This is a genomic window from Paenibacillus sp. 32O-W (assembly GCF_007679495.1).
GTDB lineage: Bacteria > Bacillota > Bacilli > Paenibacillales > NBRC-103111 > Paenibacillus_L > Paenibacillus_L residui.
In genome coordinates this window covers 24,576-47,113 of sequence record NZ_VEGP01000029.1, presented here as the reverse complement: position 1 = coordinate 47,113, position 22,538 = coordinate 24,576, and the positions used below count along the sequence as shown (strand labels likewise).

The window sequence follows — 22,538 nt, the reverse complement described above, 5'->3', positions numbered from 1 at the left end:
TCGAAACTCGGCGCAAAGTGTTCCCAAAACCGTTTAACTTTTCATATAAGAAAAAGGATAAGGAAGGTGAAAATGATGGGATATGATGCAGGTCATTTTGATGTCATCGTCATCGGGGCGGGGCATGCCGGTTGTGAGGCGGCTCTAGCCGCTGCGAGAATGGGCTGTCAAACATTGTTGCTGACCATCAATTTGGATATGATCGCCTTTATGCCGTGCAATCCTTCGATTGGCGGGCCGGCCAAAGGGCATGTCGTCCGTGAAGTGGATGCCTTGGGCGGGGAGATGGGACGGAATATCGACAAGACCTATATTCAGATGAGGATGTTGAATACGGGGAAGGGACCGGCCGTTCACGCCTTGCGGGCTCAAGCGGATAAGTTTCTGTATCAGCAAACGATGAAGGAAACCATCGAAAAGCAGGAGCGCCTTAGCCTGCGCCAAGGAATGGTGGAGGATCTGATTGTCGAGGACGGAGTATGCAAGGGAGTCGTCACGAAGACAGGGGCTCAATATTTTGGCAAGGCGGTTGTTCTCACAACAGGAACCTATTTAAGAGGAAAAGTAATTATGGGAGAGCTCATGTATGAGAGCGGTCCGAATAACCAGCAGCCATCGGTGAAGCTGTCCGAATGCTTGAAGGCTCTGGGCTTCGAGCTGGTCCGCTTCAAAACAGGCACTCCTCCGCGGATTAATAAGGAAACGATCGATTTCACGAAGATGGAAATTCAGCCCGGGGACGAGAATCCCAGCCATTTTTCCTATGAAACGACAGAGAGCATCAAGGACCAGCTGCCATGCTGGTTGACTTATACATCGCCGGAGACGCACGACATTATAAGTAACAATTTGCACCGGGCGCCGATGTTTTCGGGTGCGATCGAAGGGGTCGGAACCCGTTATTGTCCTTCTATTGAGGATAAAATCGTGCGTTTCGCCGATAAGCCGAAGCATCAAATTTTTCTGGAGCCGGAGGGAAGGCATACTTCGGAGTATTATATACAAGGTCTCTCCACCAGCATGCCGGAAGAAATCCAGATTCGCATGATTCGGTCTGTGCCGGGCCTGGAAAAAGCGGAGATGATGAGAACCGGTTATGCCATTGAATATGATGTGATTGTCCCTAACCAATTGTGGCCCACATTGGAAACGAAGCGAATTCGTTCGCTGTTTACGGCAGGACAGCTTAACGGAACATCCGGGTATGAGGAAGCCGCTGCCCAAGGTATTATGGCAGGCATAAATGCGGCCCGCCAGGTCAAGGGGGAGGAGCCGGTTATTCTCGATCGATCTCAGGGATATATCGGAGTTCTGATCGATGACCTGGTGACGAAAGGAACTAACGAGCCTTATCGTTTGCTCACTTCCCGCGCCGAATACCGGTTGCTGCTGCGTCATGACAACGCCGATCTGAGGCTGACCCAGATAGGTTACGATATCGGACTGATTCCAGAGGAACGCTACAGAAAATTCGTTCAGAAGAAAGAGATGATTGAACAGGAATTGGAACGGCTGAAGCAAACGAAAGTCAGACCGGAGCCGAACGTTCAACAAATCTTGAGGGAAGCCGGAACGGTTGAACTGAATAATGCGGTTGAATTGGGCTCTCTTCTGCGCAGGCCGGAAGTGACTTATGCCCACATTGAGGCGATTTCCCCATCGCCGGTTGAATTGCCGGAGGACGTTAAGGAACAGGTGGAAATTCAATTCAAATATTCCGGTTATATCGAGAAGCAGCTGCAGCAGGTAGAAAGGTTGAAAAAGATGGAGAAGAAGAAGATTCCGGAGGATATCGTCTATGACGACATTCATGGAATTGCGATCGAGGCCCGGCAGAAGCTATCCAAAATCCGTCCGCTGTCGATTGGCCAGGCTTCACGTATTTCCGGGGTTTCACCGGCGGATATTTCCATCCTCCTTGTTTATTTGGAACACTATAATCAAGTAACGGCGGCCAGATCACAATGAGCAGCGAATCGGTAGCGGCATCGTTTGCGGGTCGGCTCAAGCAGGAAGGGATCGAGCTGATCCCGGTTCAGTTGGAGCAGTTTGCAACGTACTACAGAGAATTGGTAACATGGAATGAGAAGATGAACCTGACGGGGATTACGGAAGAGGAGCAAGTGTATATCAAGCATTTTTACGACTCCCTCTCTCTGTCCTTCTTCCTTGACCTTCAAGAGATCAGAACCTTGGCTGATATCGGATCAGGGGCCGGATTTCCCAGCATCCCTTTGAAAATTGCGTTCCCGCATCTTCGGGTAACCATTATCGACTCATTGAAGAAGAGAATAGGTTTTCTTGAGCATCTTGTTCAACAGCTATCTCTTTCGGAAGTCGAATTAATTCATGGAAGAGCGGAAGATTGGGGCAGACAAAGCGGATACCGGGATCACTTCGATATGGTAACCGCCAGAGCCGTCGCCAGACAAAGTGTGTTGAACGAGTTTTGTTTGCCCTTTGTCCGTAAGGGCGGTTGGTTCGCTGCAATGAAAGGCACCAATCCTCACGAAGAAGTGGAGGAATCCTCATTCAGTATGATAGAACTGAAAGCCAAGCTGGTGCAGATCTATCGCATGGAATTGCCGATCGAGCAAGCGGAAAGACATATCGTTGTGCTGCAAAAAACGGGGGAGACCCCGCGCAAGTATCCGCGGCCGGCAGGAACTCCGCTTAAGAAGCCGCTGGTTAGAACATAAACTCAAACACCTCACCAGCTATATGCGAAATTTTGTGACAAAAACAAAAATGTTTCACGTGAAACAATAAATTCATGTCTGTCAGGCAGGATATTTCTTGTCTGTGGAGAATTTATTATTACGGATATTTATTGTGAAAGAGTTAGGTGGGTAAAGACAGGATGAGGGAACAAATATCTAAGCTCTTTGGTTTCACGGAAAGAACGCCTTCGGACGAAGTGAAGCAAATACCCGTTCAGGATATTCTACCGAGTCCTTATCAACCAAGGACCGTATTTGATGAAGAAAGAATAGATGAGCTGCTCCAGACGATTAAGACTCATGGCGTTATTCAACCAATTGTAGTCCGGGTCCGCGAAGGAAAGTTTGAGATTATTGCGGGCGAACGGCGCTGGAGAGCTGTTAAGAAGCTTGGACTGGAAACAGTCCCGGCCATTATACGGGAATTTAACGATGCTCAGGCAGCCTCCATTGCCCTCATCGAAAACCTTCAGAGGGAAGGACTAACGGCTATTGAAGAAGCGGTTGCTTATCAGAAGCTAATGGAGCTGCATCAGCTGACTCAGGAAAGTCTGGCCCAAAGACTGGGGAAAAGCCAATCGACGATTGCCAATAAAATCAGGCTTCTGCAGCTAAGCGAGCCTGTTAAGCAAGCGCTTATGGAACGGAAAATTTCGGAGCGTCATGCCCGGGCTCTGTTATCTTTGGACAATGAAGAGCTTCAGTTGAAGCTTCTGGACGAGATCATTACTAAAGATTTGAATGTAAAACAGACGGAAGCCAGGGTTAACTTCTACAATGAGGCGAGCAAGCCCAAGAGGAAGAAGAGAATTACTTTCTCTAAAGATGTGAGGCTGGCAGTCAATACAATCAGACAGTCCGTGGACATGATTTCGAGTTCGGGTATGAACATTAGTACAGATGAGAAAGACTTCGAAGATCATTACGAAATCATCATATCGATTCCTAAACAATAAAGCGTATGTTTCGAACAAGGATAAACGGCTATCGCCGTCCTTAGGACGGGCGCGTTTACCAATGAAATATAAGAACAGGTATAGATGAAAACTTATACTTTCTTATATTTTAAAAAACTGCGGCGATGGCCGCTTTTTTTGTCGAGCAATCGTGCCGTTGGCAGGGTCCGGCCTACGGTTCATTGGTTAATTCGGTTGATGTGAATAACGATATTGAGGTGAACCAATGTGTCAAAGATTATTGCCATTACTAATCAAAAAGGAGGAGTTGGCAAAACAACCACCTCAGTAAACCTCGGCGCATCCTTATCCGCGTTAGGAAAAAAGGTGTTGTTGGTCGATATAGACCCCCAGGGGAATACGACTAGCGGAATAGGTGTGAACAAAGCGGATGTCGTTTACTGTATCTACGACATTATTATTAACGATGTTCATCCTAAAGAAGCTATTTTAGATACAAATCTGCCAAATTTGAAGGTGATTCCGGCAACGATCCAGCTAGCCGGCGCCGAAATCGAATTAGTGCCTACGATTTCCAGAGAGGTTCGCCTGAAGAAATCTCTGCAGCTTGTAAAGCACATATTCGACTATATATTGATTGATTGTCCTCCTTCCCTCGGCATGCTGACTCTTAATTCTTTAACGGCGGCCGATTCTGTCATTATACCTATCCAATGTGAATATTATGCTCTGGAAGGATTAAGTCAATTATTAAATACTGTACGGCTAGTGCAGAAGCATTTGAATACCTCGTTGCAGATTGAAGGAGTTCTTCTAACGATGTTTGACGCTAGAACGAATCTCGGTATTCAGGTCATAGAGGAAGTAAAGAAATACTTCCAGCAGAAAGTATACCGGACCATTATTCCGCGCAACGTTCGTTTGAGCGAAGCGCCCAGTCACGGTCAGTCCATAATAACCTATGATCCACGCTCCAAAGGGGCAGAAGTGTATATGGAATTAGCGAAGGAAGTGATTGAACTTGAATAAAAGACTGGGTAGAGGATTAGACGCTCTAATTCCTTCTTTAAATATTAGCGATGACGATAAAGTAATTGAAATTCCCCTTTCACAGCTCCGGCCTAATCCATATCAGCCTCGAAAAACATTTGATGAAGAAAGCATTCAAGAGCTTGCCGCATCGATTAAAGAGCATGGCGTTATTCAACCGATTATTGTAAGGACAGTTCTCAAAGGGTATGAAATTATTGCAGGAGAGAGACGGTTCAGGGCCTCTCAGCTATCAGGACAAGCTACGATTCCGGCTGTCGTTAAGAAGTTTTCAGATCAGCAAGTGATGGAGATTGCTCTAATCGAGAATATTCAGAGAGAAGATTTGAATGCGATAGAGCTTGCTCAAGCGTATCAATCATTGGCGGAACAGTTTTCTCTTACTCAAGAGGAGCTTGCGATGAAGGTAGGGAAGAGCCGGTCCCACGTAGCGAACTTCTTGAGATTGCTGCAATTGCCGGAGGAAATCAAAAAATATGTTTCACGTGGAACATTATCCATGGGACATGCCCGGGCGATTGTCGGAGTAAAGAACGACAAGCTGAAGAAGGAGTTTGCAGAGCTGACGATTCGTGAACAGTGGAGTGTACGTGAGCTGGAAGAAGCGATTCAGAAGCACGAAGAAAAGTCGAAGAATGAGCCTAAAACGAAGCCGAATAGAAAGAGAGATCCATATATTCATCAAGTAGAGGAAACATTAAGAGATTTCTACCAGACAACTGTAAAGATCAAGCATTCCAACAACAAAGGGAAGATTGAGCTGCTATATTATTCTAAAGAAGATTTGGAAAGGCTGCTTGAGCTGCTGCAGGGAAAAACATCTTAAGGGTAAAAGGTAAGATTGCTTGTAGAGTTGGAGAAATCATTGTCACCCCGGTTTCTTGGAGAGATAAGAACGTTTGTTGTAGGAATATATAAGCATACCGAGGTTTTCCGAGAGTAAACCGACAAGGTATGCTTTTCTTGACCAAACTAGAGAGTTTAAGTGTATAAATTGCATTAAAAGTAGAACAACTTCTCATTGGCATAAAAAGTTTCCGCTAAAGATGGATTCGATTTCTTCGAAAAGGCTTCATTTTTCTCGCTAAAAAGCTGCAGTGAAGTTGATGGATAGTCGGGAATTAGAGTGAATGATTATAAAGGTGGAAATTTGACGGAAGGAGGGGGGAGGGTGCCTCATATATATTTTGATAATGCCGCTTCCTCTTGGCCGAAGCCTCCTGAAGTTGCAGAAGCTATGATTGCATGTATGGAAGAAGCGGGGGCTAATCCGGGAAGAGGAAGCCACAGCATGGCGGTGAGGGCAAGCCGGATTGTATTTGAAGCACGCACTCTGGCGGCCAAGCTGTTTGGAATTCGCAATCCGAATGATATCGTCTTTACGTCCAATGCGACCGCAGCTCTGAATTTAGCCATTAAAGGCTTTGTGCGCCAAGGAGACCACCACGTCATCTGTACCTCGATGGAACATAACTCGGTAAGACGGCCTTTGGAATATTTGCGAAGGACCAGAGGGGTTCAAATTACTTATTTGCAGGCTGATAAACAGGGGAAAATAAGTGTGGATGAAGCGGCTGCAGCCTTTCGGCCGGAAACTACGCTATTTGTTTGCAGCCATAGCTCTAATTTGCTGGGTACGATACAGCCAATAGCCGAGTTTGCGGAGCTGTGCCGACATAACGGCGTCAAGCTGCTGGTTGATGCGGCTCAGACGGCAGGGACGGTGCCGATAAATGTTGCTGAGGAAGGCATCGATATGCTGGCCTTTCCCGGGCATAAGGGTTTGCTCGGCCCACAGGGTACCGGGGGGCTATATATATCCCCTGAGATCGATTTGGAGCCGATTCTTCATGGAGGAACGGGAAGTCAATCGGAGGAGGTGGATCAGCCTTCCGTTCGCCCGGATCGATATGAAGCCGGGACGCCGAATACGGTTGGGATTGCCGGATTAGCAGCAGGGATCAAGTTTATCATGAAAGAAACGGTGGAACAGATCCATAGGAAGGAATGGGAATTGACGCAGTTAATGATGGAGGGGCTGCGGAACATTTCCGGCTTACGAATACTCGGTCCGGATTTAGGGGAAGACAAGACAGGAATTGTCTCTTTTGTGGTGGAGAATGCGGATGCTTCGGAAATCGCTTTTCAATTGGACCGCGAATATCGGATTGCCGTCCGTGCCGGTTTTCACTGCACGCCTCTCGGTCATGAAACGGCAGGGACAACAGCTACAGGGGCCGTTAGAGCCAGTGTCGGTTATTATTCGACTGTGGAGCAGGTGGAATGCTTAATTAAGGCGATGGAAGAAATTTGCCGAGGATATAAGAAGCAGGGGAAAGAGAAAAACTAATAAAGAATTTTCATTAGAAGAGATCAAAATTTGAAAAATAGGAGCCGAGGGTTGCAAGCCTATCCTCTTATATTTAGAAAAAAAGGGTGGCACATGTATGGAATTAATATTCGGATTGGAGCCCGAAATGTGGGAAGCTGTGCAAGTGCTGGTTATCGGGTTCATGTTCCTTCTCATTATCGTGCTCTGGATCAAGCTGGCCAGGATGAATAAGAAATACAAAAGAATGATGCGCGGGGGCACGGAAAATCTGGAACAGATGCTTATACAAATGCAAGAAAGCTACCGGCAAGCAGCGGCAGCGAATCAGAATTATATGGAATCTGTCCAACACCTGGAGAAGGAAATGAAAAAAATGAAGGGCCATGTAGAGGTAATCCGGTATAATGCCTTTCCCGATCAGGGGAGTGATATGAGCTTCTCCATCGCTTTTCTGGACGAAGAAAGAGACGGGGTTGTATTAACAGGCATTCATGGCCGAAACGAAAGTTATTTGTATGCGAAACCGATCAAACAAGGCGTGTCCTCCTACAGTTTATCCCCGGAGGAAAAACAAGTTATTGATTTGATAATGGAAAAGGCGGGAAAGCCGCAGAGGCTGTCCTCTGGGAATGATTAAGGGACAGATGAATCGACTTGGCAATCGTATCCGCCAGCATCGTAACCAGATGCAATCGGGTGTTCTGGAGAACAAAATACTCCATGAAGCCTCCGACATTCACGATTCCAGTGATGTGAATATGGCCGACGGGCGGTAAATCCTTGTTGACGCCGGCTCCCGGCTTCAGAGGGCCGGAGCCTACCTTAATGGACCCCACGCTGGAGAGCTGGCCCAGACAAGCATCTATTCCTACGATGAAAGGATCTCTATAGGTTTGTTCGATGGCCGATAAGGTTTCGGCCAGATTTAGGGCATGGACGGGCTCTTCCAGGGTTCCATAAACAGGAAAGTCGACCAGATTGTAAGCGAGCAAGCGGGTGCCCACTAATGGCCCGAGTGCATCGCCGGTAGAACGGTCGGTTCCGATACAGACGAAGATAATCGGTTGGGCAACCGGAACCTCTTGAAAATAGAGGGAGAGCTTGGAAGCGATCATTTGCGCCGATTGAGAGTCGGTATAAGGAACGAGAATGGAACCGCTGGACGAATTCTTGTCCGCATTGAAAGAAAATTTCATGGTTTCCTCCATGTCCGTTATTTTTTGACCACATCGATATCTCCGAAAGGGCATCCATAGAGCTTTTCTACTAGTATACGGCTGGAAAATGCTGTTTATACATGCACCATTCAAAAACAAGAAAATAGAACTAGAATCATTTTATAGGAGATGCGGAGGCATCTATGCGTGAGATTTTGTTGTTGAGGAACAGAGAGACCAGAAAGGAATAAATGGCATGGAATCGTTAATGGTCATTGCTTTTGATTCTACACAGCAAGCTTTAAGGGCGGAGATGCTTCTGGAATATGCCGATATTGAAATAGATATCCGGCCTACGCCCAAGGAAATTACCGCCGGCTGTGCTTTGTCCATTGAATTTGATGCTGCGGAGTTGGAGAGGGTCCAGAACATCATACGGACGGAGCAGGTGGAAATCAGGGGGATTTATTTTCAAAAGAATGGGAAATATGTTACCATCGATATGCCAGAACGGTAACGGACAGGGAGGACAACCAAGTGCTGAGCAATATACTTGTTCAAGAAGCGCTTACAGAGAATACTAATGCAATTCATCATTTTTATTCCCAACTCGTTGAAACGTTCATGAGCCCGAAAACCTGGAATCAAATATTGATCGGTCTCATCAAAATATTACTGATTCTCCTCCTCGGTAAAATCGTCAAGGCAGTCACCAGACGTCTGGTGGACCGACTTGTGAGGGAACGTGAAAAGAATCCGTTAAGATTCAGTCAGCGGCGGGCCAAAACTTTAGGCAAGCTTGTAGGAAATGTCGTTAATTATACGGTTAATTTTATTCTGATATTGATGATTCTCAGTCAGCTTGGACTGCATTTAGGGCCGTTGCTGGCGGGAGCCGGAGTCGTCGGTCTGGCCATCGGTTTCGGAGCACAAAGCTTGGTGAAAGATGTGATCACCGGTTTTTTCATTATATTTGAAGATCAGTTTGCCGTAGGCGACACGGTCCAAATCGGCAGTTATAAAGGTACGGTAGAGGAAATCGGTTTAAGGGTGACGCGTATTGCCAGTTGGACAGGAGAGGTTTATATTATTCCTAACGGCTTAATTACGCAGGTAACGAATTATTCGATGCGGAATTCGCTTTCTGTTGTTGATATTGTTCTTTCCTATCATTCCGATGTCGATAAAGCAATATTCTATCTGAAAGAGGCGTTTGCAGAAATGGCCGACAATCAGCTCCTGGTAACCAGGCCGGAAGTGCTCGGCATGCAGACGATGGGGATGTCGGATTTAACCTTGAGGATTGTTGCCGAATGCAAGCCTAATCAGGAAGAACAAGTGAAGAGAGAAATATTGGCCCAAGTGAAGAAAACACTGGATCAGCATAAAATCGAAATTGCCATGCCGGCGTAAGTCAAGGAAGGGGGAAACAGGGGAGATGGAGCGTAAGCAGTATCAGCTTGGAGATGTTGTCCAGATGAAAAAGCCGCACCCATGCGGCACTAATGAAATGGAAATCATTCGTATGGGAATGGATATCCGGATCCGCTGCACCGGGTGCAAGCATAGTGTTCTGGTGCCGAGGGCGAAGTTTGAAAGCAAGCTTAAAAAAGTGCTGCGGTCCAATCCGGAATTTTCCGATCCCGGACAACAATTCAGTTGATTTTACCCTGCATCTTATGGTACAATCTTTCTTGTGCTAAACGGAAAGGTACCCAAGAGGTCCAAGGGGGCTGACTCGAAATCAGCTAGGCGTCGCAAGGCGTGCGTGGGTTCGAATCCCACCCTTTCCGCCATTTATCCAACCATGTGATTTATAGATTACAGGTTGTGAGGGTGGGTCGAGCAGGGTCTATACATAATTCCGTTAACTAACGCTTTCTTGCGAATTACGCAGGGGGGCGTTTTTTAAAATATAAGAAAGTATAAGTTTTTTTCATCTTCGAGATGCTCCGTTAGGAGCTTTTTTTACCACATAGGAATCTTTAAGTTTCGTTAATACGATGAAAATATAGATTCCTATTGGCATAAAAAGCTTCCTCTAATACCGGGTTATTCATCTTCGAGATGCTCCGTTAGGAGCTTTTTTTACCACATAGGAATCTTTAAATTCTTTACAGCATTAATACGATGAAAATATAGATTCCTATTGGCATAAAAAGCTTCCTCTAATACCGGGTTATTCATCTTCGAGATGCTCCGTTAAGAGCTTTTTTTATATTTCACCGGTAAACGCACCCGTCCTAAGGACGGCGATAGCCGTTTATCCATGTGATATAAGAGGGGAGGGCGAGAGAAATCAATCCCTGGCCCGGGCCCTAAACACATACCGATCGACAATATATCCAAGCAGCGCCCAGGACGCAATGGTCAAGGCGTATGCGAAAAACAGGTTAACATGGGCGATGTCCGTGAAAAAGGGGATGATCCAAAGAGGTATGCTTAAGGAGATCAGAATCATATTCTTCGGATCATAGCCAAGATAATGAATGAAGCAAATGGCTATGGCAATAACGGTAAAGATGATGGTCGCTGTTTTTCTCATGAGGGTTCCCTCTTTAATGTTTTTTTCGTTTCCATTTACGATTATGGTTGGACGGCTCCGGGAATCGCTCCCCTTTCTTCAAGGAGATGATCTTGGGATTGTTGATGCCCATATGGAAGTCGTTCTCGCCAATTTCGATATACTCTCCATCATTAGGAGCTTTGTCGCCGGTGTTGAATTCGGTTTGTTCTCCCATCCTTTTCACCTCCAAGTACTAACTATTATCGTCCGAATGAGGTGAGACCATGTAATTGGGGCGATTCCAATTATAGGGGGCCATACGAGCAAGTGTACGGCACATCTCTTGTAATTGGCGCCCGGATTTGGTATATTTATATGGTGCGAGTTTGAAATGGATTTCTTTCTTGCTCCTTGCTCCCGGCTTAATTCCTTCTGTTAAGAAGGAAGGCATCGCTTAAGGCGAATGCGTGGGGGCCGCTAAGTCCATAAGGAGGTGAATCGACATGCGCAAATATGAAGTAATGTACATTCTTCGTCCCGACATCGAACAAGAAGCGGTTGACGCCGCCATCTCTAAGTTCGAAGGCATCATTAACAATGGTGGAGAGATCACGAAGAGCGAAGTGATGGGTAAACGCCGTCTTGCGTATGAGATCGAAAAGTTCCGCGACGGAATTTACGTACTGGTAAATTTCAACGCTACTCCGGAAGTTGTAGCGGAACTTGACCGTGTAATGAAGATTTCGGATGAAATCATTCGTTACCTGATCGTTAATGACGTTGTAGCGTAATAACATTGCTTTGCTTAACAATTCGTGACAGTTATGCGGAAATGCGGGGGAGGGAACAAGATTGTTAAACCGTGTTATTCTAATCGGAAGGCTGACTCGGGATCCTGAACTGAGATATACCCCTACCGGCGTAGCGGTAACCCAGTTCACACTGGCAGTAGACCGGCCCTTTACTAACCAGAATAATGAACGAGAAGCCGACTTTATTAACATAGTGACCTGGAGGCAGCTCGCCGAAACCTGCGCCAACTACTTGCGCAAAGGAAGACTGACCGCAGTGGAAGGTCGCATTCAGGTAAGAAACTATGATAATAATGAAGGCCGCAGAGTTTATGTGACGGAAGTGGTGGCGGACAATGTCCGTTTTCTGGAATCGGCCAACCGGGATGCCGGGGGACAGAGCTCCGGAATGAGGGAAGAGATGCCCGGGAACAACCGATATAGCAGCCCGCGAGACAATCATGATCCATTCTCGGACGGGAAACCGATTGACATTTCCGACGATGATCTGCCATTCTAATGAGAAAGGACTGAAAACGTAGATGACGACTAAAAAAGAAAACAGCGGCGGCGAAGAGCGGACAGAGCGTCGTTTCTCCAGAGGCCGCGGAGGTCGTAACAAGCGCCGTAAAGTATGCTACTTTACTGTTAACAAAATTCAACACATTGACTATAAAGACATCGAGACGCTGAAGAAGTTCATCAGTGAGCGCGGCAAGATTCTTCCTCGCCGTGTTACCGGAACTTCCGCTAAATATCAACGTATGCTTACGATTGCTATAAAGCGCGCTCGTCAAGTAGCTTTGCTTCCTTACACAACTGAGTAAGAAGCGGCTATTAAAGAAGCAGCAGAGACGTAAATCCGTCCCTGCTGCTTCTTTTGTTAAAATATAAGGAAGTATAAGTTTTCATCTATTCCTGTTCTTACCACATTAGGAAGTTTAAGTTCATTAAAGTATTAAAATGGAACAAACTTTCTAATTGGCATAAAAAGCTACCTTTAAAACCGGGTTATTCGTCTTCGAAGAGGCTCCGTTAGGAGCTTTTTTTATATTTCATCGGTAAAAGCGCCCGTCCTAAGGACGGCGATAGCCGTTTATCCTTGTATGGCATTTACACAACGTTCTCGACCAGTTTAGTAGATTGTACACCGCCTGCATGGGTTCGCTTGTATAGTTCCTTCATAATGTCCTCGATCTTCGGCTCTCTGACCGTGAGGTTATAAATGGGGAGCAAGTCGCTCAACCGCCTGATCATGGGGGCGATTTCGGCGTCGTCCTCCACTCCGAACCAGAGCTCATTCGGCTCTATCTTATCAGGGACCGGACCTTTCCATCGTTCAGGCGACCATCCGTTGGATTCAACGACGACGTATTTTTTGTCCCCGAAGGTGCGGATCATCTCTAACGAGCTGCCGTCGAACAGAACTTTCCCATGATCGATAAAGATGACCCGGCGGCACAGCTTCTCAATATCATCCAGGTTATGTGTCGTCAGCAGAATGGTAATCTGCTTCTCACGGTTAATCGTTTGGAGGAAATCTTGAATTCTTTCCTTGGCCAGCAAATCCAGCCCGATCGTCGGCTCGTCCAGGAACAGAACCTGCGGGTCGTGAATCAGAGAAGCGGCTATATCGCCCCTCATTCTTTGCCCGAGACTAAGCTGCCGGACAGGAGTATGCAGGAAGGAACCGAGATCTAGAATATCGCAAAACAAGTCCAGATTTTCCTTGTAGCGCTGCTCGGGGATGTTATAGATTTTGCCAAGCAGGTAAAAAGAGTCTTTAAGCGGGAGATCCCACCACAGCTGAGTCCGCTGTCCGAAGACGACCCCGATATGCTTGGCATGCTCCTTGCGCTGCTTATGGGGCTCTAACCCCATCACTCGCACCGACCCCGATGTCGGAACGAGCACGCCGGACAGCATTTTGATGGTGGTCGATTTACCGGCGCCATTCGGTCCGATATACCCGATAAATTCCCCTTTTTGAATAGTAAAGCTTACTTCATCAACTACACGCTTGCGTTCTCCGCCTTGGGAAAACAACTTCTTGATCAAACGGAATGAGCCCCGGGCTTCTCCATGTACTTTAAATTCCCGGACCAGCTTCTCTACTTCGATAACATTTTTCATTAAGATCCGGCTCCTTTGTAATGATTGATCGCTTTGCGCCAAATCCAACCCGTCAAGAGCAGCATCAACAGGGCCATGACCGGGGTAAGGTAAATAAACAGCGGCGAGAAGGGCACCTGCTCTTTATTTTCAAAAAATAAAAAGGAAGGGTAGAAGTTAATAAAAGCGATCGGAACGATAAAGGTCAGAACAATCTGGATCACCCGGTTGTAGACTGTCAGCGGAAAGCGGGTAAATTGATCGAACAGCATCAGAATAATGCTTTGCAGACCGGAGCCTTGGAGTGTCCAGAAGGCCGTACATCCGATCAGTGTATAGATCGCCCATTCGATGACGACCCCGCTGGCCACGATCAGCAGCAAGGTAAGCAGCTTGGGAATAGTCCATTCGGTAATATGGGAAGCGGAATAGACTAATCCGACGATGGCGGCGATCAAATCGCCGATGCCCGCAATTTGGAACCGGGAGGCGAAGAACTGAAATAGCGGATTCAGCGGCCGAACCAGGTAACGGTCGAAAAATCCGTCCCGGATTAAATAATCGATGTTCCAAATTTGCTGGAAGGAAATGATGAACAAGGAATGCGGAAGCTTCCACAGGCTGAGCAGAAATACCAGTTCATATAGGTTGTAACCGACGATTAGAGGCACCTGCTGGGTAATCACCCACGTGAAGAAAATGGTAGCCAGTCCCATAAGGGTAACGCTGAATACCCCGATAAAAAAGTTGAAGGGGTAGGCCGATCGCGATTTGATATTGGCTGCCTGCAGCAAGCCGTACAGTTTAATATATCTCCACATGGGCATTAACCTCCTGTCGTCAGAAGCATGCGGTGAGCGGTCTTCATTCCCGCATATCCGATGATGAACAGGATGAAAGCCCAGGCAGCCTGGAACAGCAAATCGGGTACGATCTGGTGGACCGGCGTCCGCCCGATGAAGAGGGAGAGCGGAATGCTGTAGATGCCTTGAAACGGCAGCCAGCGAAGCACCTGCGCGAGCAGGTCCGGAAAGAACCATAGAGGAACGAAGGAACCCGAGCACAGCTGAATAACCGTATCCTTAATAAAATCGAAACCCCAGATTTCCGTAAAAATAAAGGCGAACAGGCCGACGATAAAATCAATGGCATACGCCAGGAGAAAAGCGAGAATAACACTCGGTACAAAGGCGACCGCATGCCATCCGCCGGGCCATTCAACAGGATAGAAGACGAAGATGGCCAGAGCCAAGGGAATAACGACGAAGCATAGGGAAAAAAGAAACAGCCCGGCCGCTTTGGATAAATGCATCCACTGAAAGCTCCAGGGCTTCTGCAGATCAAACACAATATTTCCCGTCCGCACCCGATCGGACACTTCCCATACTGTTCCGAAGGAGAGAAGCCTTCCCATAATAACGGAAATCATCGCGTAGGAAGCCATAGAGCGGGCGGATACTCCGGTGGACTGTTCCAGTCCGTCCCCTTCTCCGTAAATGACCAGCCAAATTTCCCGAAGCGCAATAACCATTAGGACGGATCCTATAACGCGGAACAAGACATCCATTTTGTAAACGCGGGTATTCTTGAAGGTAGTGAGTGCATACCAAGCATATTTGCTCATGAAATCTAAATTCCCCCAAATAAAGGAATATAAAGATAAAAAGATAGCTCTAATTCTATCAGGCTTGAAAAGGTTGTCAATGGATTAAATCGTTATAATCGAAACGGTTTCACGGAGATGTTTTGGAGTGCGGGAAAATAAATGTTGAAATCAAACTAACCAGTGGTTATAATGTAACCAATGGTTAGTTTGATTTCGGTCATTTTCACCGTCAGAGTATGTAAAACTCAACCTTCATAGGGGCGAAGATGGATATGACAAAGCAGAAGAGAAGGGGAGTCTATCATGTCGAATCGGCAGAGTAAAAGATCAGAAGAGACCAAACAAGCCATACTGGAAGCAGCGGGGAGCCTCTTCGCAGCCAAGGGCTTCGAATCGGTAACAATGCGGGAAATCGCCAAGGAAGCGGGATGCTCGCATACGACCATTTATTTATATTTTCAGGACAAGGAAGCTTTGCTTCATCATTTGGTGCTTCCTCCCTTGCAAAATTTGGAGGAGGAATTCAAGCTTCTGCAGCAGGAAGGGCATAAGGAGCCCCTGCGTACTCTTACTCAGCTTGGAGAGAAGTTTATATTATTCTGTTTGCGCCGGCGGAACATGGTTAATGTGTTGTTTATGCTGAAGGCAGAGAGGGTGGATGAGCCGGAACCGGGGCTTATGATCAACCGGATCCGCAATGAATTGTTTGCCGACCTGAAGCAGGGGATAGCGTGGAATTTTCCCGATGCTTCTGCCGAGGAACTGCTGTCCTATGCGCGTATCTACTATTATATGCTGCAAGGAATCGTGTCTACTTATATGTACAATGAAGAGCCGCTGGCTCAACTGCTTTCGAGAGTTATGCCCCTGGTAACGCAGGGCACCGAAATATTCGTGGCGGGTATTCAAGCGAAACGGGGAGGAAACCAATAACATGAAGATCACGCAAATTTCTCCAAATATTTGGAAGCTTGGAATATGGATGATTATTCCGGTCAATGTATGGTTGGTCCGCAGCGAAGATGGCCTCATTCTGATCGATGGCGGAATTCCGAAGATGGCGACAGGGATCTTGAAGCAAATTAAGGAGCTGAACTTGCCTTTAAAGAAGATTTTGTTGACGCACGGGCATTCCGATCATGTCGGTTCGGTTAAAGAAGTCGTTCGCCATACCTCGGCTCCGGTGTACATTCATAGAGAGGAGCTGCAATATGCGGAAGGGGATATGCCTTATCCCGGCCGGAAGAAGGCTCAGACAACTATTGATAAAGGGATGGCTTCCCCATTGCTCCAGGAATCCGAAGGAAGGCTGCAGCCGTTGGAAGGTCTCCTTCCCTTGTGGACACCGGGGCACTCCCCAGGGCATGTCGCTTATTATCATAAGGAAGATGGGGTTCTGATCGGCGGCGATTTGTTCACCACCCGGAGGAGCAGGCTAGCCCGGCCGATCCCCATGTTCACGGCGGACATGCAAACGGCGGTCCGCAGCGGAGCGGTTATTGAAGAGATGAAGCCAAAGCTGCTGACCGTCTGTCACGGGGAGGATATCAAAGAGCCTTATTCGCAATGGGAAGGATACCGGACGCGCTGGTCCTGACTTCTATATTTTTAGCAATTTCTCTTATATCGTGATAAAGTCCTTTATAAAGTTGTCTATAACAATAGAAGCGATTAAGGAAGCGAGGGGGTGGGAGCAAGATGGGAAGAATCAGTTGGATGGTGGTTTCTGCCCTAACACTTGCTGTCATAATTACCGGAAGCGTTCTGTATGCTAATAATGTGCCTTCTGTGGATGAAATGTTTGTCGACATCGACCATCAAGTGAAAGAGGCACCCGATAGGATTATCGCCCAGGGGCCTGATTTTGAAATCTATTCCAAAGACTTTGCCCTATTCAAAGCAAATCTTGCGTTTAGTGAAAAAATGAATAACGTAACCATTGATATGACCGATAAAGACATCATTCACGAAATGATCAAGGAAGCGCTGGTTGTCAACTTGGCGCGGGAAGAGGGGCTTTTCGTAAGCAAACAGGAAATAACGGATTACATTACCCATTTGAGAGAGCTTCTGGACGATCCTGAACATGATCCTGCAATGAAACAAATAAGAGATAATTTGGTCAAAATGTCGGGGTTATCAGAGGATGAATACTGGGAAAGTGAAGAATTAGCCCAAAAATATGAAAAAGCATTGTTAATCCAAAAATTCGTGAGAAAACTCGCGGAAGAAGGGCAAATCAGAGGAGACGAAGATTTTGCAAACTTTAAGGATAAACTGCTTCAGAAGGTTAAAACGGGAATCATCTACAATGTATAACGGATCAGCCCAATTCACCGGATTCTTGCAGGCAAAAAACCTCAAAACTACAATCCTTGTGGTTTATGGAGGTTTTTTCTCATGTAATAATGAAAACGAAAAAAGGTGCTTCTTGATACCTAATCTTAGAAGCAGAAAATGGGAATAATACGGATACGAGTCTGGATCACGGAAGGATAAAGGGACTATAAACCTGGGCGGTTTATGGTATAATCAAGCGTAAAGCCGCTTTATGAAGGAGTTGTATACTGTCCGGTGAACCGTACGAAAAGAAGCAAATGGCTGCCCGTCATATGGATGGTCATCTACCTAATCGTTCTATTTTCCATAGTGACGCCGCTTAATTTCATCACGATCAATCTCATTATGATCCCGGTGCTGGCTCTCTATATGTATCTGGATGTCAAACGTTTTGCACTGGCGTATGCGGTCAGTCTCGGCATTTTTTATTTACTCACCGGTGGCTTGGGCTTGGTCATCCTCTTTATCTCCTTGTTCTTTCTACCTCCTGTTATTCTGATGGGGCATTTCTATAAGAAGAAGGCTCTGGCCAGGACCGCAATCCTTGCCGGAACGTTAACCTTGATGGGGGAGCTGCTGCTGGGCCTGGTGGTCGGTCGGTTGTTCGGCTTTGACCCGGTCGCCCAATTCGGAGCCACTATAAGAGATTATTTGGGGGCTTTGCCAAGCAACGTTACGCAGCAGTTGAACATGGATCTGGTGGATTCGATGATTCGTTACATCACCCAGATGATTCCGTTCTTTATCGTTGCTTTTTCGGTCTTTTATGTCATTGTTACACATGGGCTTGGAAGATGGTTCATCAACAGGGGCGGCAGGGAAGACCTTGTTCCGGCTCTTCCGCCAGTACGGACGTGGAAGCTGCCGAAATCGCTGGTCTGGTATTTTCTCATCGTCATGATTCTTGATTTTACGATTCCGGCCAATCCGGATTCCTTCCTGGTCATGATCGTTATCAATTTGTTCCCGTTGTTGAACTTGGCTTTTGTCGTTCAAGCGATCTCGTTTCTTCTCTACTTCGTCCATGTCAAGAAAAAGGGCAAGGCTTGGCCGGCCCTTGCTATCGTTCTTATGATTGTCGTTCCAACCACCCAGTATATATTCAGTCTGTTGGGTTTGTTTGACGTCATGTTTCCCCTCAGGGAAAAGCTTGCCGACAAATCATAAGGAAGAAAGAGGAGCGAAATCACATGCCGAGGTTTTTAATCAAACGATGGCACGGGCTGCATATGGTGTGGACGTTCATCCTGGTTCTTATTCTCATTGTCGTGCTGTCGTTTTATCAATGGGTGGCAGGCCTGATCGCCCTTGTTCCTTTTGCCGTGCTGGTGTGGTATTCCTGGAAGGCGGAGAAGGCTTTCCGCAAGGACCTGTATGTATATCTGGCTACCTTGACCCATCGGATCAAGAAGGCGGGCAAGGAAGTAACCAACGACTTGCCGATCGGCATTATTCTGTACAATGAAGAGCAGAAGATCGAGTGGCACAATCCGTTCGTGTCCACCATGCTGGAGGAGGAGTCGGTGATCGGCGAATCGCTGACCGAACGGTTCCCGATGCTCAAGGATAAGGAAGGCAAGTTCGAGGTAGAGATTGGTTCGTCTACTTATAAGGTCACGATGAACCACGGCGACAGGATGATCTACCTGGAAGATGTAACGAATCAGCTGGAATTGGAGCAGAAGTATCAGGAAGAGAAAATTGCCATCGGAATTATTATGCTCGATAATCTGGAGGAAGCGACGCAGGGGATGGACGATCAGACCCGCAGCATCATCCTGGCGAAGATTACCGGGGAGATTAACGAGTGGTCCAACCGCAACGGTCTGTACCTGCGCAGAACCTCCTCCGACCGGTTCCTGATCATCATGAATCAGAAGTCGCTTCAGATGCTGGAGCAGGAGCGGTTCGATATTCTTGACGAGGTTCGTGATCTAAGTGCGGACAACAAAGTTCCGTTCACGCTGAGCATTGGTGTAGCATCGGGAGCCGAGAGTCTTATTGAGCTTGGCAATTGGGCCCAGGCGAGTTTGGATATGGCGCTTGGGCGGGGCGGCGATCAAGTCGCTGTGAAGAGCGGACAGCGGCTGTCGTTCTATGGCGGCCGAAGCAATGCCGTAGAGAAGCGCACCCGGGTCCGGGCGAGAGTTATCTCCCATGCGTTAAGAGACCTGATTAAAGATAGCGACAAGGTTCTCATTATGGGTCACAAGAATCCGGATATGGATGCGATAGGGGCGGCTATAGGCGTTCTTAAAGCCGTGCAGCTCAGCCAGAAGGAAGGATATATCGTGCTGGAAGGCATCAATCCGTCGATTGAACGGCTGATGGAGGCTCTTCAGGAGCACGAGAAAATCGCCAGGTGGTTTATCACGCCGGATCAGGCGCTGGAGATGACCACTCTGCGCACATTGGCGGTGGTCGTGGATACCCACCGGTTCTCTATGGTGGCGGAGCCGAAGCTGCTGTCTATGGCGCCGAGAACGGTCGTTGTCGATCATCACCGGCGCGGGGAAGATTTTATTGGCGATGCCGTCCTCGTATATATGGAGCCTTACGCTTCGTCCACCTGCGAGTTGGTTACGGAGCTGCTGCAGTATATCCATGAGAGAGTGACCATTAGCCCGATTGAAGCGACGGCCCTGCTGGCGGGAATTACCGTCGATACGAAAAGCTTCAGCATGAGAACCGGCGCCAGAACGTTCGAGGCTGCTTCATTCCTCAGAAGAAACGGGGCCGATTCGGCCATGATCCAGCGGCTTCTCAAGGAAGACCTGGGAGCGTATATTCAGAAGGCGGAAATTATCAAGCATGCTGAAATTTTATACGATCACGTAGCTCTGGCCGTAGCCGAAAGCGGACGTCCCTATTCACAATTGCTTATAGCACAGGTGGCCGATACTTTAATTACCATGACCGATATCAGAGCCTCCTTCGTCATCTCCGAGAGGCCGGACGGCCTGATCGGGATCAGCGCCCGTTCACTCGGACAGATGAATGTCCAGGTCGTGATGGAGCGGCTTGGCGGCGGCGGGCATTTAACCAACGCGGCCGTACAGCTGGAAGGAACGCTGGAGGAAGCGACCGCAAAGCTTAAGAAGGTACTAAGTGAAATTGAAGCGGAAGAGGGGTTATTCGAATGAAAGTGATTTTCCTGAAGGATGTCAAAGGGCAGGGGAAGAAAGGCCAGATTAAGGAAGTATCCGAAGGATACGCCAATAATTTTCTGATCAAACAAGGATTGGCCGCTCCGGCGACGTCTTCGAATATGAAGGTTCTGGAACAGCAGAAGCAATCCGAGCAGAAGAAGAAAGACGAGGAGAAGGCACAAGCTGAGCAGCTGGCTGCCCGTCTCAACGAAATGACGCTGCAGATGAAAGGGAAATCGGGAGAAGGCGGACGTCTGTTCGGATCGATTACGACGAAGCAGATTGCCGAGGAACTGGAGAAGCTAAACATCGTTATCGACAAGAGAAAAATGTCTCTGGACGATCCGATTCGCTCCTTGGGCGTCACCCAAGTGCCTATCAAGCTGTACCCCGGGGTATCGGCTACTTTAAAGGTACAAGTAACGGAGGAATAATGCATGGAAGGCGAAATGCTCTTTGATCGAATTCCACCGCAAAATTTAGAAGCCGAGCAGGCCGTGCTCGGCGCTATTTTGTTAGACAGCGATGCGCTGGTTACCGTCATGGAACGAATCATCAGCGAGGACTTCTACAGCACCAAGCATCAGAATATTTTCGATGCGATGGTGGAGCTGGCGGAGGCTAACGAGCCGGTCGATCTCGTCACTCTCACGGTACGGCTTCAGGACAAGCAGCAGCTGGAGCAGGTCGGCGGGGTTTCCTATTTAACCCAGCTTGCCAATGCGGTTCCGACAGCGGCCAACGTAGACTATTACGCGCAGATCATCGAGGAGAAATCGTTGACCCGCAGGCTGATTCGGGCCGCTACACAAATTGCCAGCACCGGATATTCCGGCTCGGAGGCCGTCGGCGATTTGCTGAGCGATGCCGAGCAGCGGATCATGGAAATTTCCCAGCGCCGTTCGAGCAGCGGTTTTATCTCTATCCGTGACGTATTGATGGAAGTGTTCGAACGGGTGGAGTTTCTATACCAGAACAAGGGCGGGACGACCGGAATCGCCTCCGGCTTCCGCGATCTGGACAAGATGACCTCGGGCTTCCAACGGTCCGATTTAATTATCGTGGCGGCTCGTCCGTCCGTAGGGAAGACGGCTTTCGCCCTGAATATCGCCCAGAATGTAGGCATTCGCGAGAAGGAGACCGTAGCCATCTTCAGTCTGGAGATGGGGGCGGCCCAGCTGGTGCAGAGGATGATCTGCGCCGAATCGAATGTGGATGCCGGGCGGTTAAGAACGGGCCATCTGGAGAACGACGACTGGGAGAAGCTGACGATGGCGATCGGCACGATGGCGGAAGCCAATATTTATATCGACGATTCTCCGGCGGTGACGGTTGCCGATATACGGGCCAAATGCCGTCGGCTGAAGAAGGAGAAGGGGCTCGGCATGATCCTGATCGACTACCTTCAGCTAATCCATGGGCGGGGACGGAGCGGGGACAACCGGCAGCAGGAAGTATCGGAAATCTCCCGTACGCTGAAGCAAATTGCGCGGGAGCTGGATGTGCCGGTAATCGCTCTGTCACAGCTCAGCCGGGGAGTTGAGCAGCGCCAGGATAAGCGTCCGATGATGTCCGACCTCCGGGAATCCGGATCGATTGAGCAGGATGCGGATATTGTCGCCTTCCTGTACCGGGACGATTACTATAATCAGGATACGGAGAAGAAAAATATCATTGAAATTATTATCGCCAAGCAGCGGAACGGTCCGGTAGGGACGGTCGAGCTTGCTTTCCTGAAGCATTACAACAAATTTGTCAGTCTGGATCGAACTCATCAGGAGCCGGTGCCTTCGGCCGCGGCGGTTCCGTTCTAAAGTGAACTTATGGTTGATATCCGAACATTTTATATAGGCAACCT

26 protein-coding genes and 1 tRNA gene are annotated in these 22,538 nt (G+C 47.8%); 21 read left to right on the top strand and 6 right to left on the bottom strand.

Annotation, left to right across the window (positions count from 1 at the left end):
* The first annotated feature begins 75 nt into the window (after nucleotides 1–75).
* From mnmG to FS806_RS13210, 7 genes are all read left to right on the top strand, one after another.
* Entirely contained in the window at nucleotides 76–1,968 is a 1,893-nt protein-coding gene (gene mnmG, locus FS806_RS13240; RefSeq protein WP_144937152.1) for a tRNA uridine-5-carboxymethylaminomethyl(34) synthesis enzyme MnmG, read from the top strand.
* Nucleotides 1,965–2,699, top strand: a complete 735-nt coding sequence (rsmG, locus tag FS806_RS13235; protein WP_144937106.1) for a 16S rRNA (guanine(527)-N(7))-methyltransferase RsmG — start codon at nucleotides 1,965–1,967, stop codon at nucleotides 2,697–2,699. The genes mnmG and rsmG overlap by 4 nt, the downstream gene beginning before the upstream one ends.
* 161 nt (nucleotides 2,700–2,860) lie before the next feature.
* Nucleotides 2,861–3,676 (top strand): nucleoid occlusion protein, encoded by an 816-nt coding sequence (noc, locus tag FS806_RS13230; RefSeq protein ID WP_144937103.1) that lies wholly within the window; start codon nucleotides 2,861–2,863, stop codon nucleotides 3,674–3,676.
* A gap of 228 nt (nucleotides 3,677–3,904) precedes the next feature.
* Nucleotides 3,905–4,666, top strand: a complete 762-nt coding sequence (locus FS806_RS13225) for a ParA family protein (protein WP_144937100.1) — start codon at nucleotides 3,905–3,907, stop codon at nucleotides 4,664–4,666.
* Nucleotides 4,659–5,513: a ParB/RepB/Spo0J family partition protein gene (locus tag FS806_RS13220; RefSeq protein WP_144937097.1), complete on the top strand. Its 855-nt coding sequence runs from the start codon at nucleotides 4,659–4,661 to the stop codon at nucleotides 5,511–5,513. The genes FS806_RS13225 and FS806_RS13220 overlap by 8 nt, the downstream gene beginning before the upstream one ends.
* A 345-nt stretch (nucleotides 5,514–5,858) precedes the next feature.
* Nucleotides 5,859–7,037, top strand: a complete 1,179-nt coding sequence (locus FS806_RS13215) for an aminotransferase class V-fold PLP-dependent enzyme (RefSeq protein WP_144937094.1) — start codon at nucleotides 5,859–5,861, stop codon at nucleotides 7,035–7,037.
* Nucleotides 7,038–7,134: 97 nt separating this feature from the next.
* The gene (locus FS806_RS13210) at nucleotides 7,135–7,656 is read left to right on the top strand and encodes a DUF4446 family protein (RefSeq protein ID WP_144937091.1); all 522 of its coding nucleotides are present in this window, start codon (nucleotides 7,135–7,137) and stop codon (nucleotides 7,654–7,656) included.
* On the opposite strand, the gene yyaC is transcribed toward FS806_RS13210, so the two are convergent.
* A complete protein-coding gene (gene yyaC, locus FS806_RS13205) occupies nucleotides 7,595–8,215 on the bottom strand; it encodes a spore protease YyaC (protein ID WP_144937088.1) in 621 nt (206 codons plus the stop codon). The genes FS806_RS13210 and yyaC overlap by 62 nt on opposite strands.
* A 217-nt stretch (nucleotides 8,216–8,432) precedes the next feature.
* On the opposite strand from yyaC, the gene FS806_RS13200 reads away from it, so the two are divergent.
* From FS806_RS13200 to FS806_RS13185, 4 genes are all read left to right on the top strand, one after another.
* Nucleotides 8,433–8,693 carry a putative Se/S carrier protein gene (locus FS806_RS13200; RefSeq protein ID WP_144937085.1) on the top strand — a complete coding sequence of 87 codons (261 nt, stop codon included), beginning with the start codon at nucleotides 8,433–8,435 and terminating at the stop codon, nucleotides 8,691–8,693.
* Nucleotides 8,694–8,713: 20 nt separating this feature from the next.
* Nucleotides 8,714–9,589 carry a mechanosensitive ion channel family protein gene (locus FS806_RS13195; protein WP_260982075.1) on the top strand — a complete coding sequence of 292 codons (876 nt, stop codon included), beginning with the start codon at nucleotides 8,714–8,716 and terminating at the stop codon, nucleotides 9,587–9,589.
* 25 nt (nucleotides 9,590–9,614) lie between these two features.
* Nucleotides 9,615–9,839 carry a DUF951 domain-containing protein gene (locus FS806_RS13190; RefSeq protein ID WP_144937083.1) on the top strand — a complete coding sequence of 75 codons (225 nt, stop codon included), beginning with the start codon at nucleotides 9,615–9,617 and terminating at the stop codon, nucleotides 9,837–9,839.
* A 42-nt stretch (nucleotides 9,840–9,881) separates the two neighbouring features.
* Nucleotides 9,882–9,972, top strand: a tRNA-Ser gene (locus FS806_RS13185).
* Nucleotides 9,973–10,475: 503 nt separating this feature from the next.
* On the opposite strand, the gene FS806_RS13180 is transcribed toward FS806_RS13185, so the two are convergent.
* Nucleotides 10,476–10,721 carry a hypothetical protein gene (locus FS806_RS13180; protein WP_144937080.1) on the bottom strand — a complete coding sequence of 82 codons (246 nt, stop codon included), beginning with the start codon at nucleotides 10,719–10,721 and terminating at the stop codon, nucleotides 10,476–10,478.
* A 13-nt stretch (nucleotides 10,722–10,734) separates the two neighbouring features.
* Complete coding sequence (locus FS806_RS13175; RefSeq protein ID WP_144937078.1) at nucleotides 10,735–10,917, bottom strand: YjzC family protein; 183 nt, start codon at nucleotides 10,915–10,917, stop codon at nucleotides 10,735–10,737.
* Nucleotides 10,918–11,185: 268 nt separating this feature from the next.
* Between FS806_RS13175 and rpsF the strand changes: the two genes are divergently transcribed.
* The 3 genes from rpsF (at nucleotide 11,186) to rpsR (ending at nucleotide 12,300) form a co-directional block, all read left to right on the top strand.
* The gene (gene rpsF / locus FS806_RS13170) at nucleotides 11,186–11,473 is read left to right on the top strand and encodes a 30S ribosomal protein S6 (protein WP_144937075.1); all 288 of its coding nucleotides are present in this window, start codon (nucleotides 11,186–11,188) and stop codon (nucleotides 11,471–11,473) included.
* Between the two features lie 61 nt (nucleotides 11,474–11,534).
* The gene (gene ssb, locus FS806_RS13165) at nucleotides 11,535–11,993 is read left to right on the top strand and encodes a single-stranded DNA-binding protein (RefSeq protein ID WP_144937072.1); all 459 of its coding nucleotides are present in this window, start codon (nucleotides 11,535–11,537) and stop codon (nucleotides 11,991–11,993) included.
* Between the two features lie 22 nt (nucleotides 11,994–12,015).
* Nucleotides 12,016–12,300, top strand: coding sequence for a 30S ribosomal protein S18 (rpsR, locus tag FS806_RS13160; RefSeq protein WP_144937069.1), 285 nt, complete (start codon nucleotides 12,016–12,018; stop codon nucleotides 12,298–12,300).
* Between the two features lie 286 nt (nucleotides 12,301–12,586).
* Here rpsR and FS806_RS13155 read toward each other — a convergent pair whose 3' ends face one another.
* From FS806_RS13155 to FS806_RS13145, 3 genes are read right to left on the bottom strand one after another with little or no spacing between them, the layout of a single operon-like run.
* Nucleotides 12,587–13,606, bottom strand: a complete 1,020-nt coding sequence (locus tag FS806_RS13155) for an ABC transporter ATP-binding protein (RefSeq protein WP_144937065.1) — start codon at nucleotides 13,604–13,606, stop codon at nucleotides 12,587–12,589.
* On the bottom strand, nucleotides 13,606–14,406 hold the full coding sequence (locus FS806_RS13150; protein ID WP_186328347.1) for an ABC transporter permease: 801 nt from the start codon (nucleotides 14,404–14,406) through the stop codon (nucleotides 13,606–13,608). The genes FS806_RS13155 and FS806_RS13150 overlap by 1 nt, the downstream gene beginning before the upstream one ends.
* A 5-nt stretch (nucleotides 14,407–14,411) precedes the next feature.
* Entirely contained in the window at nucleotides 14,412–15,209 is a 798-nt protein-coding gene (locus FS806_RS13145) for an ABC transporter permease (protein WP_144937059.1), read from the bottom strand.
* A 285-nt stretch (nucleotides 15,210–15,494) separates the two neighbouring features.
* Between FS806_RS13145 and FS806_RS13140 the strand changes: the two genes are divergently transcribed.
* The 7 genes from FS806_RS13140 (at nucleotide 15,495) to dnaB (ending at nucleotide 22,494) form a co-directional block, all read left to right on the top strand.
* On the top strand, nucleotides 15,495–16,124 hold the full coding sequence (locus FS806_RS13140; RefSeq protein ID WP_144937056.1) for a TetR/AcrR family transcriptional regulator: 630 nt from the start codon (nucleotides 15,495–15,497) through the stop codon (nucleotides 16,122–16,124).
* Between the two features lies 1 nt (nucleotide 16,125).
* Nucleotides 16,126–16,788 (top strand): MBL fold metallo-hydrolase, encoded by a 663-nt coding sequence (locus FS806_RS13135; RefSeq protein ID WP_144937053.1) that lies wholly within the window; start codon nucleotides 16,126–16,128, stop codon nucleotides 16,786–16,788.
* A gap of 101 nt (nucleotides 16,789–16,889) precedes the next feature.
* Nucleotides 16,890–17,510 (top strand): SurA N-terminal domain-containing protein, encoded by a 621-nt coding sequence (locus tag FS806_RS13130; RefSeq protein WP_144937050.1) that lies wholly within the window; start codon nucleotides 16,890–16,892, stop codon nucleotides 17,508–17,510.
* A gap of 255 nt (nucleotides 17,511–17,765) precedes the next feature.
* Entirely contained in the window at nucleotides 17,766–18,698 is a 933-nt protein-coding gene (locus tag FS806_RS13125; RefSeq protein ID WP_144937047.1) for a DUF2232 domain-containing protein, read from the top strand.
* A gap of 23 nt (nucleotides 18,699–18,721) precedes the next feature.
* On the top strand, nucleotides 18,722–20,674 hold the full coding sequence (locus tag FS806_RS13120) for a DHH family phosphoesterase (protein WP_144937044.1): 1,953 nt from the start codon (nucleotides 18,722–18,724) through the stop codon (nucleotides 20,672–20,674).
* On the top strand, nucleotides 20,671–21,114 hold the full coding sequence (gene rplI / locus FS806_RS13115) for a 50S ribosomal protein L9 (RefSeq protein ID WP_144937041.1): 444 nt from the start codon (nucleotides 20,671–20,673) through the stop codon (nucleotides 21,112–21,114). The genes FS806_RS13120 and rplI overlap by 4 nt, the downstream gene beginning before the upstream one ends.
* Before the next feature lie 3 nt (nucleotides 21,115–21,117).
* Nucleotides 21,118–22,494: a replicative DNA helicase gene (gene dnaB, locus FS806_RS13110; RefSeq protein ID WP_144937039.1), complete on the top strand. Its 1,377-nt coding sequence runs from the start codon at nucleotides 21,118–21,120 to the stop codon at nucleotides 22,492–22,494.
* Nucleotides 22,495–22,538 lie beyond the last annotated feature (44 nt).

Coding starts and splice junctions, on each gene's coding strand:
- FS806_RS13180 (WP_144937080.1), bottom strand. CDS start 10,721: ATGAGAAAAACAGCGACCATCATCTTTACCGTTATTGCCATAGCCATT.
- FS806_RS13190 (WP_144937083.1), top strand. CDS start 9,615: ATGGAGCGTAAGCAGTATCAGCTTGGAGATGTTGTCCAGATGAAAAAG.
- dnaB (WP_144937039.1), top strand. CDS start 21,118: ATGGAAGGCGAAATGCTCTTTGATCGAATTCCACCGCAAAATTTAGAA.
- FS806_RS13140 (WP_144937056.1), top strand. CDS start 15,495: ATGTCGAATCGGCAGAGTAAAAGATCAGAAGAGACCAAACAAGCCATA.
- FS806_RS13145 (WP_144937059.1), bottom strand. CDS start 15,209: ATGAGCAAATATGCTTGGTATGCACTCACTACCTTCAAGAATACCCGC.
- FS806_RS13175 (WP_144937078.1), bottom strand. CDS start 10,917: ATGGGAGAACAAACCGAATTCAACACCGGCGACAAAGCTCCTAATGAT.
- FS806_RS13135 (WP_144937053.1), top strand. CDS start 16,126: ATGAAGATCACGCAAATTTCTCCAAATATTTGGAAGCTTGGAATATGG.
- rpsR (WP_144937069.1), top strand. CDS start 12,016: ATGACGACTAAAAAAGAAAACAGCGGCGGCGAAGAGCGGACAGAGCGT.
- rplI (WP_144937041.1), top strand. CDS start 20,671: ATGAAAGTGATTTTCCTGAAGGATGTCAAAGGGCAGGGGAAGAAAGGC.
- yyaC (WP_144937088.1), bottom strand. CDS start 8,215: ATGAAATTTTCTTTCAATGCGGACAAGAATTCGTCCAGCGGTTCCATT.
- mnmG (WP_144937152.1), top strand. CDS start 76: ATGGGATATGATGCAGGTCATTTTGATGTCATCGTCATCGGGGCGGGG.
- FS806_RS13200 (WP_144937085.1), top strand. CDS start 8,433: ATGGAATCGTTAATGGTCATTGCTTTTGATTCTACACAGCAAGCTTTA.
- noc (WP_144937103.1), top strand. CDS start 2,861: ATGAGGGAACAAATATCTAAGCTCTTTGGTTTCACGGAAAGAACGCCT.
- FS806_RS13130 (WP_144937050.1), top strand. CDS start 16,890: ATGGGAAGAATCAGTTGGATGGTGGTTTCTGCCCTAACACTTGCTGTC.
- FS806_RS13120 (WP_144937044.1), top strand. CDS start 18,722: ATGCCGAGGTTTTTAATCAAACGATGGCACGGGCTGCATATGGTGTGG.
- FS806_RS13150 (WP_186328347.1), bottom strand. CDS start 14,406: ATGTGGAGATATATTAAACTGTACGGCTTGCTGCAGGCAGCCAATATC.
- FS806_RS13210 (WP_144937091.1), top strand. CDS start 7,135: ATGGAATTAATATTCGGATTGGAGCCCGAAATGTGGGAAGCTGTGCAA.
- rsmG (WP_144937106.1), top strand. CDS start 1,965: ATGAGCAGCGAATCGGTAGCGGCATCGTTTGCGGGTCGGCTCAAGCAG.
- FS806_RS13155 (WP_144937065.1), bottom strand. CDS start 13,606: ATGAAAAATGTTATCGAAGTAGAGAAGCTGGTCCGGGAATTTAAAGTA.
- rpsF (WP_144937075.1), top strand. CDS start 11,186: ATGCGCAAATATGAAGTAATGTACATTCTTCGTCCCGACATCGAACAA.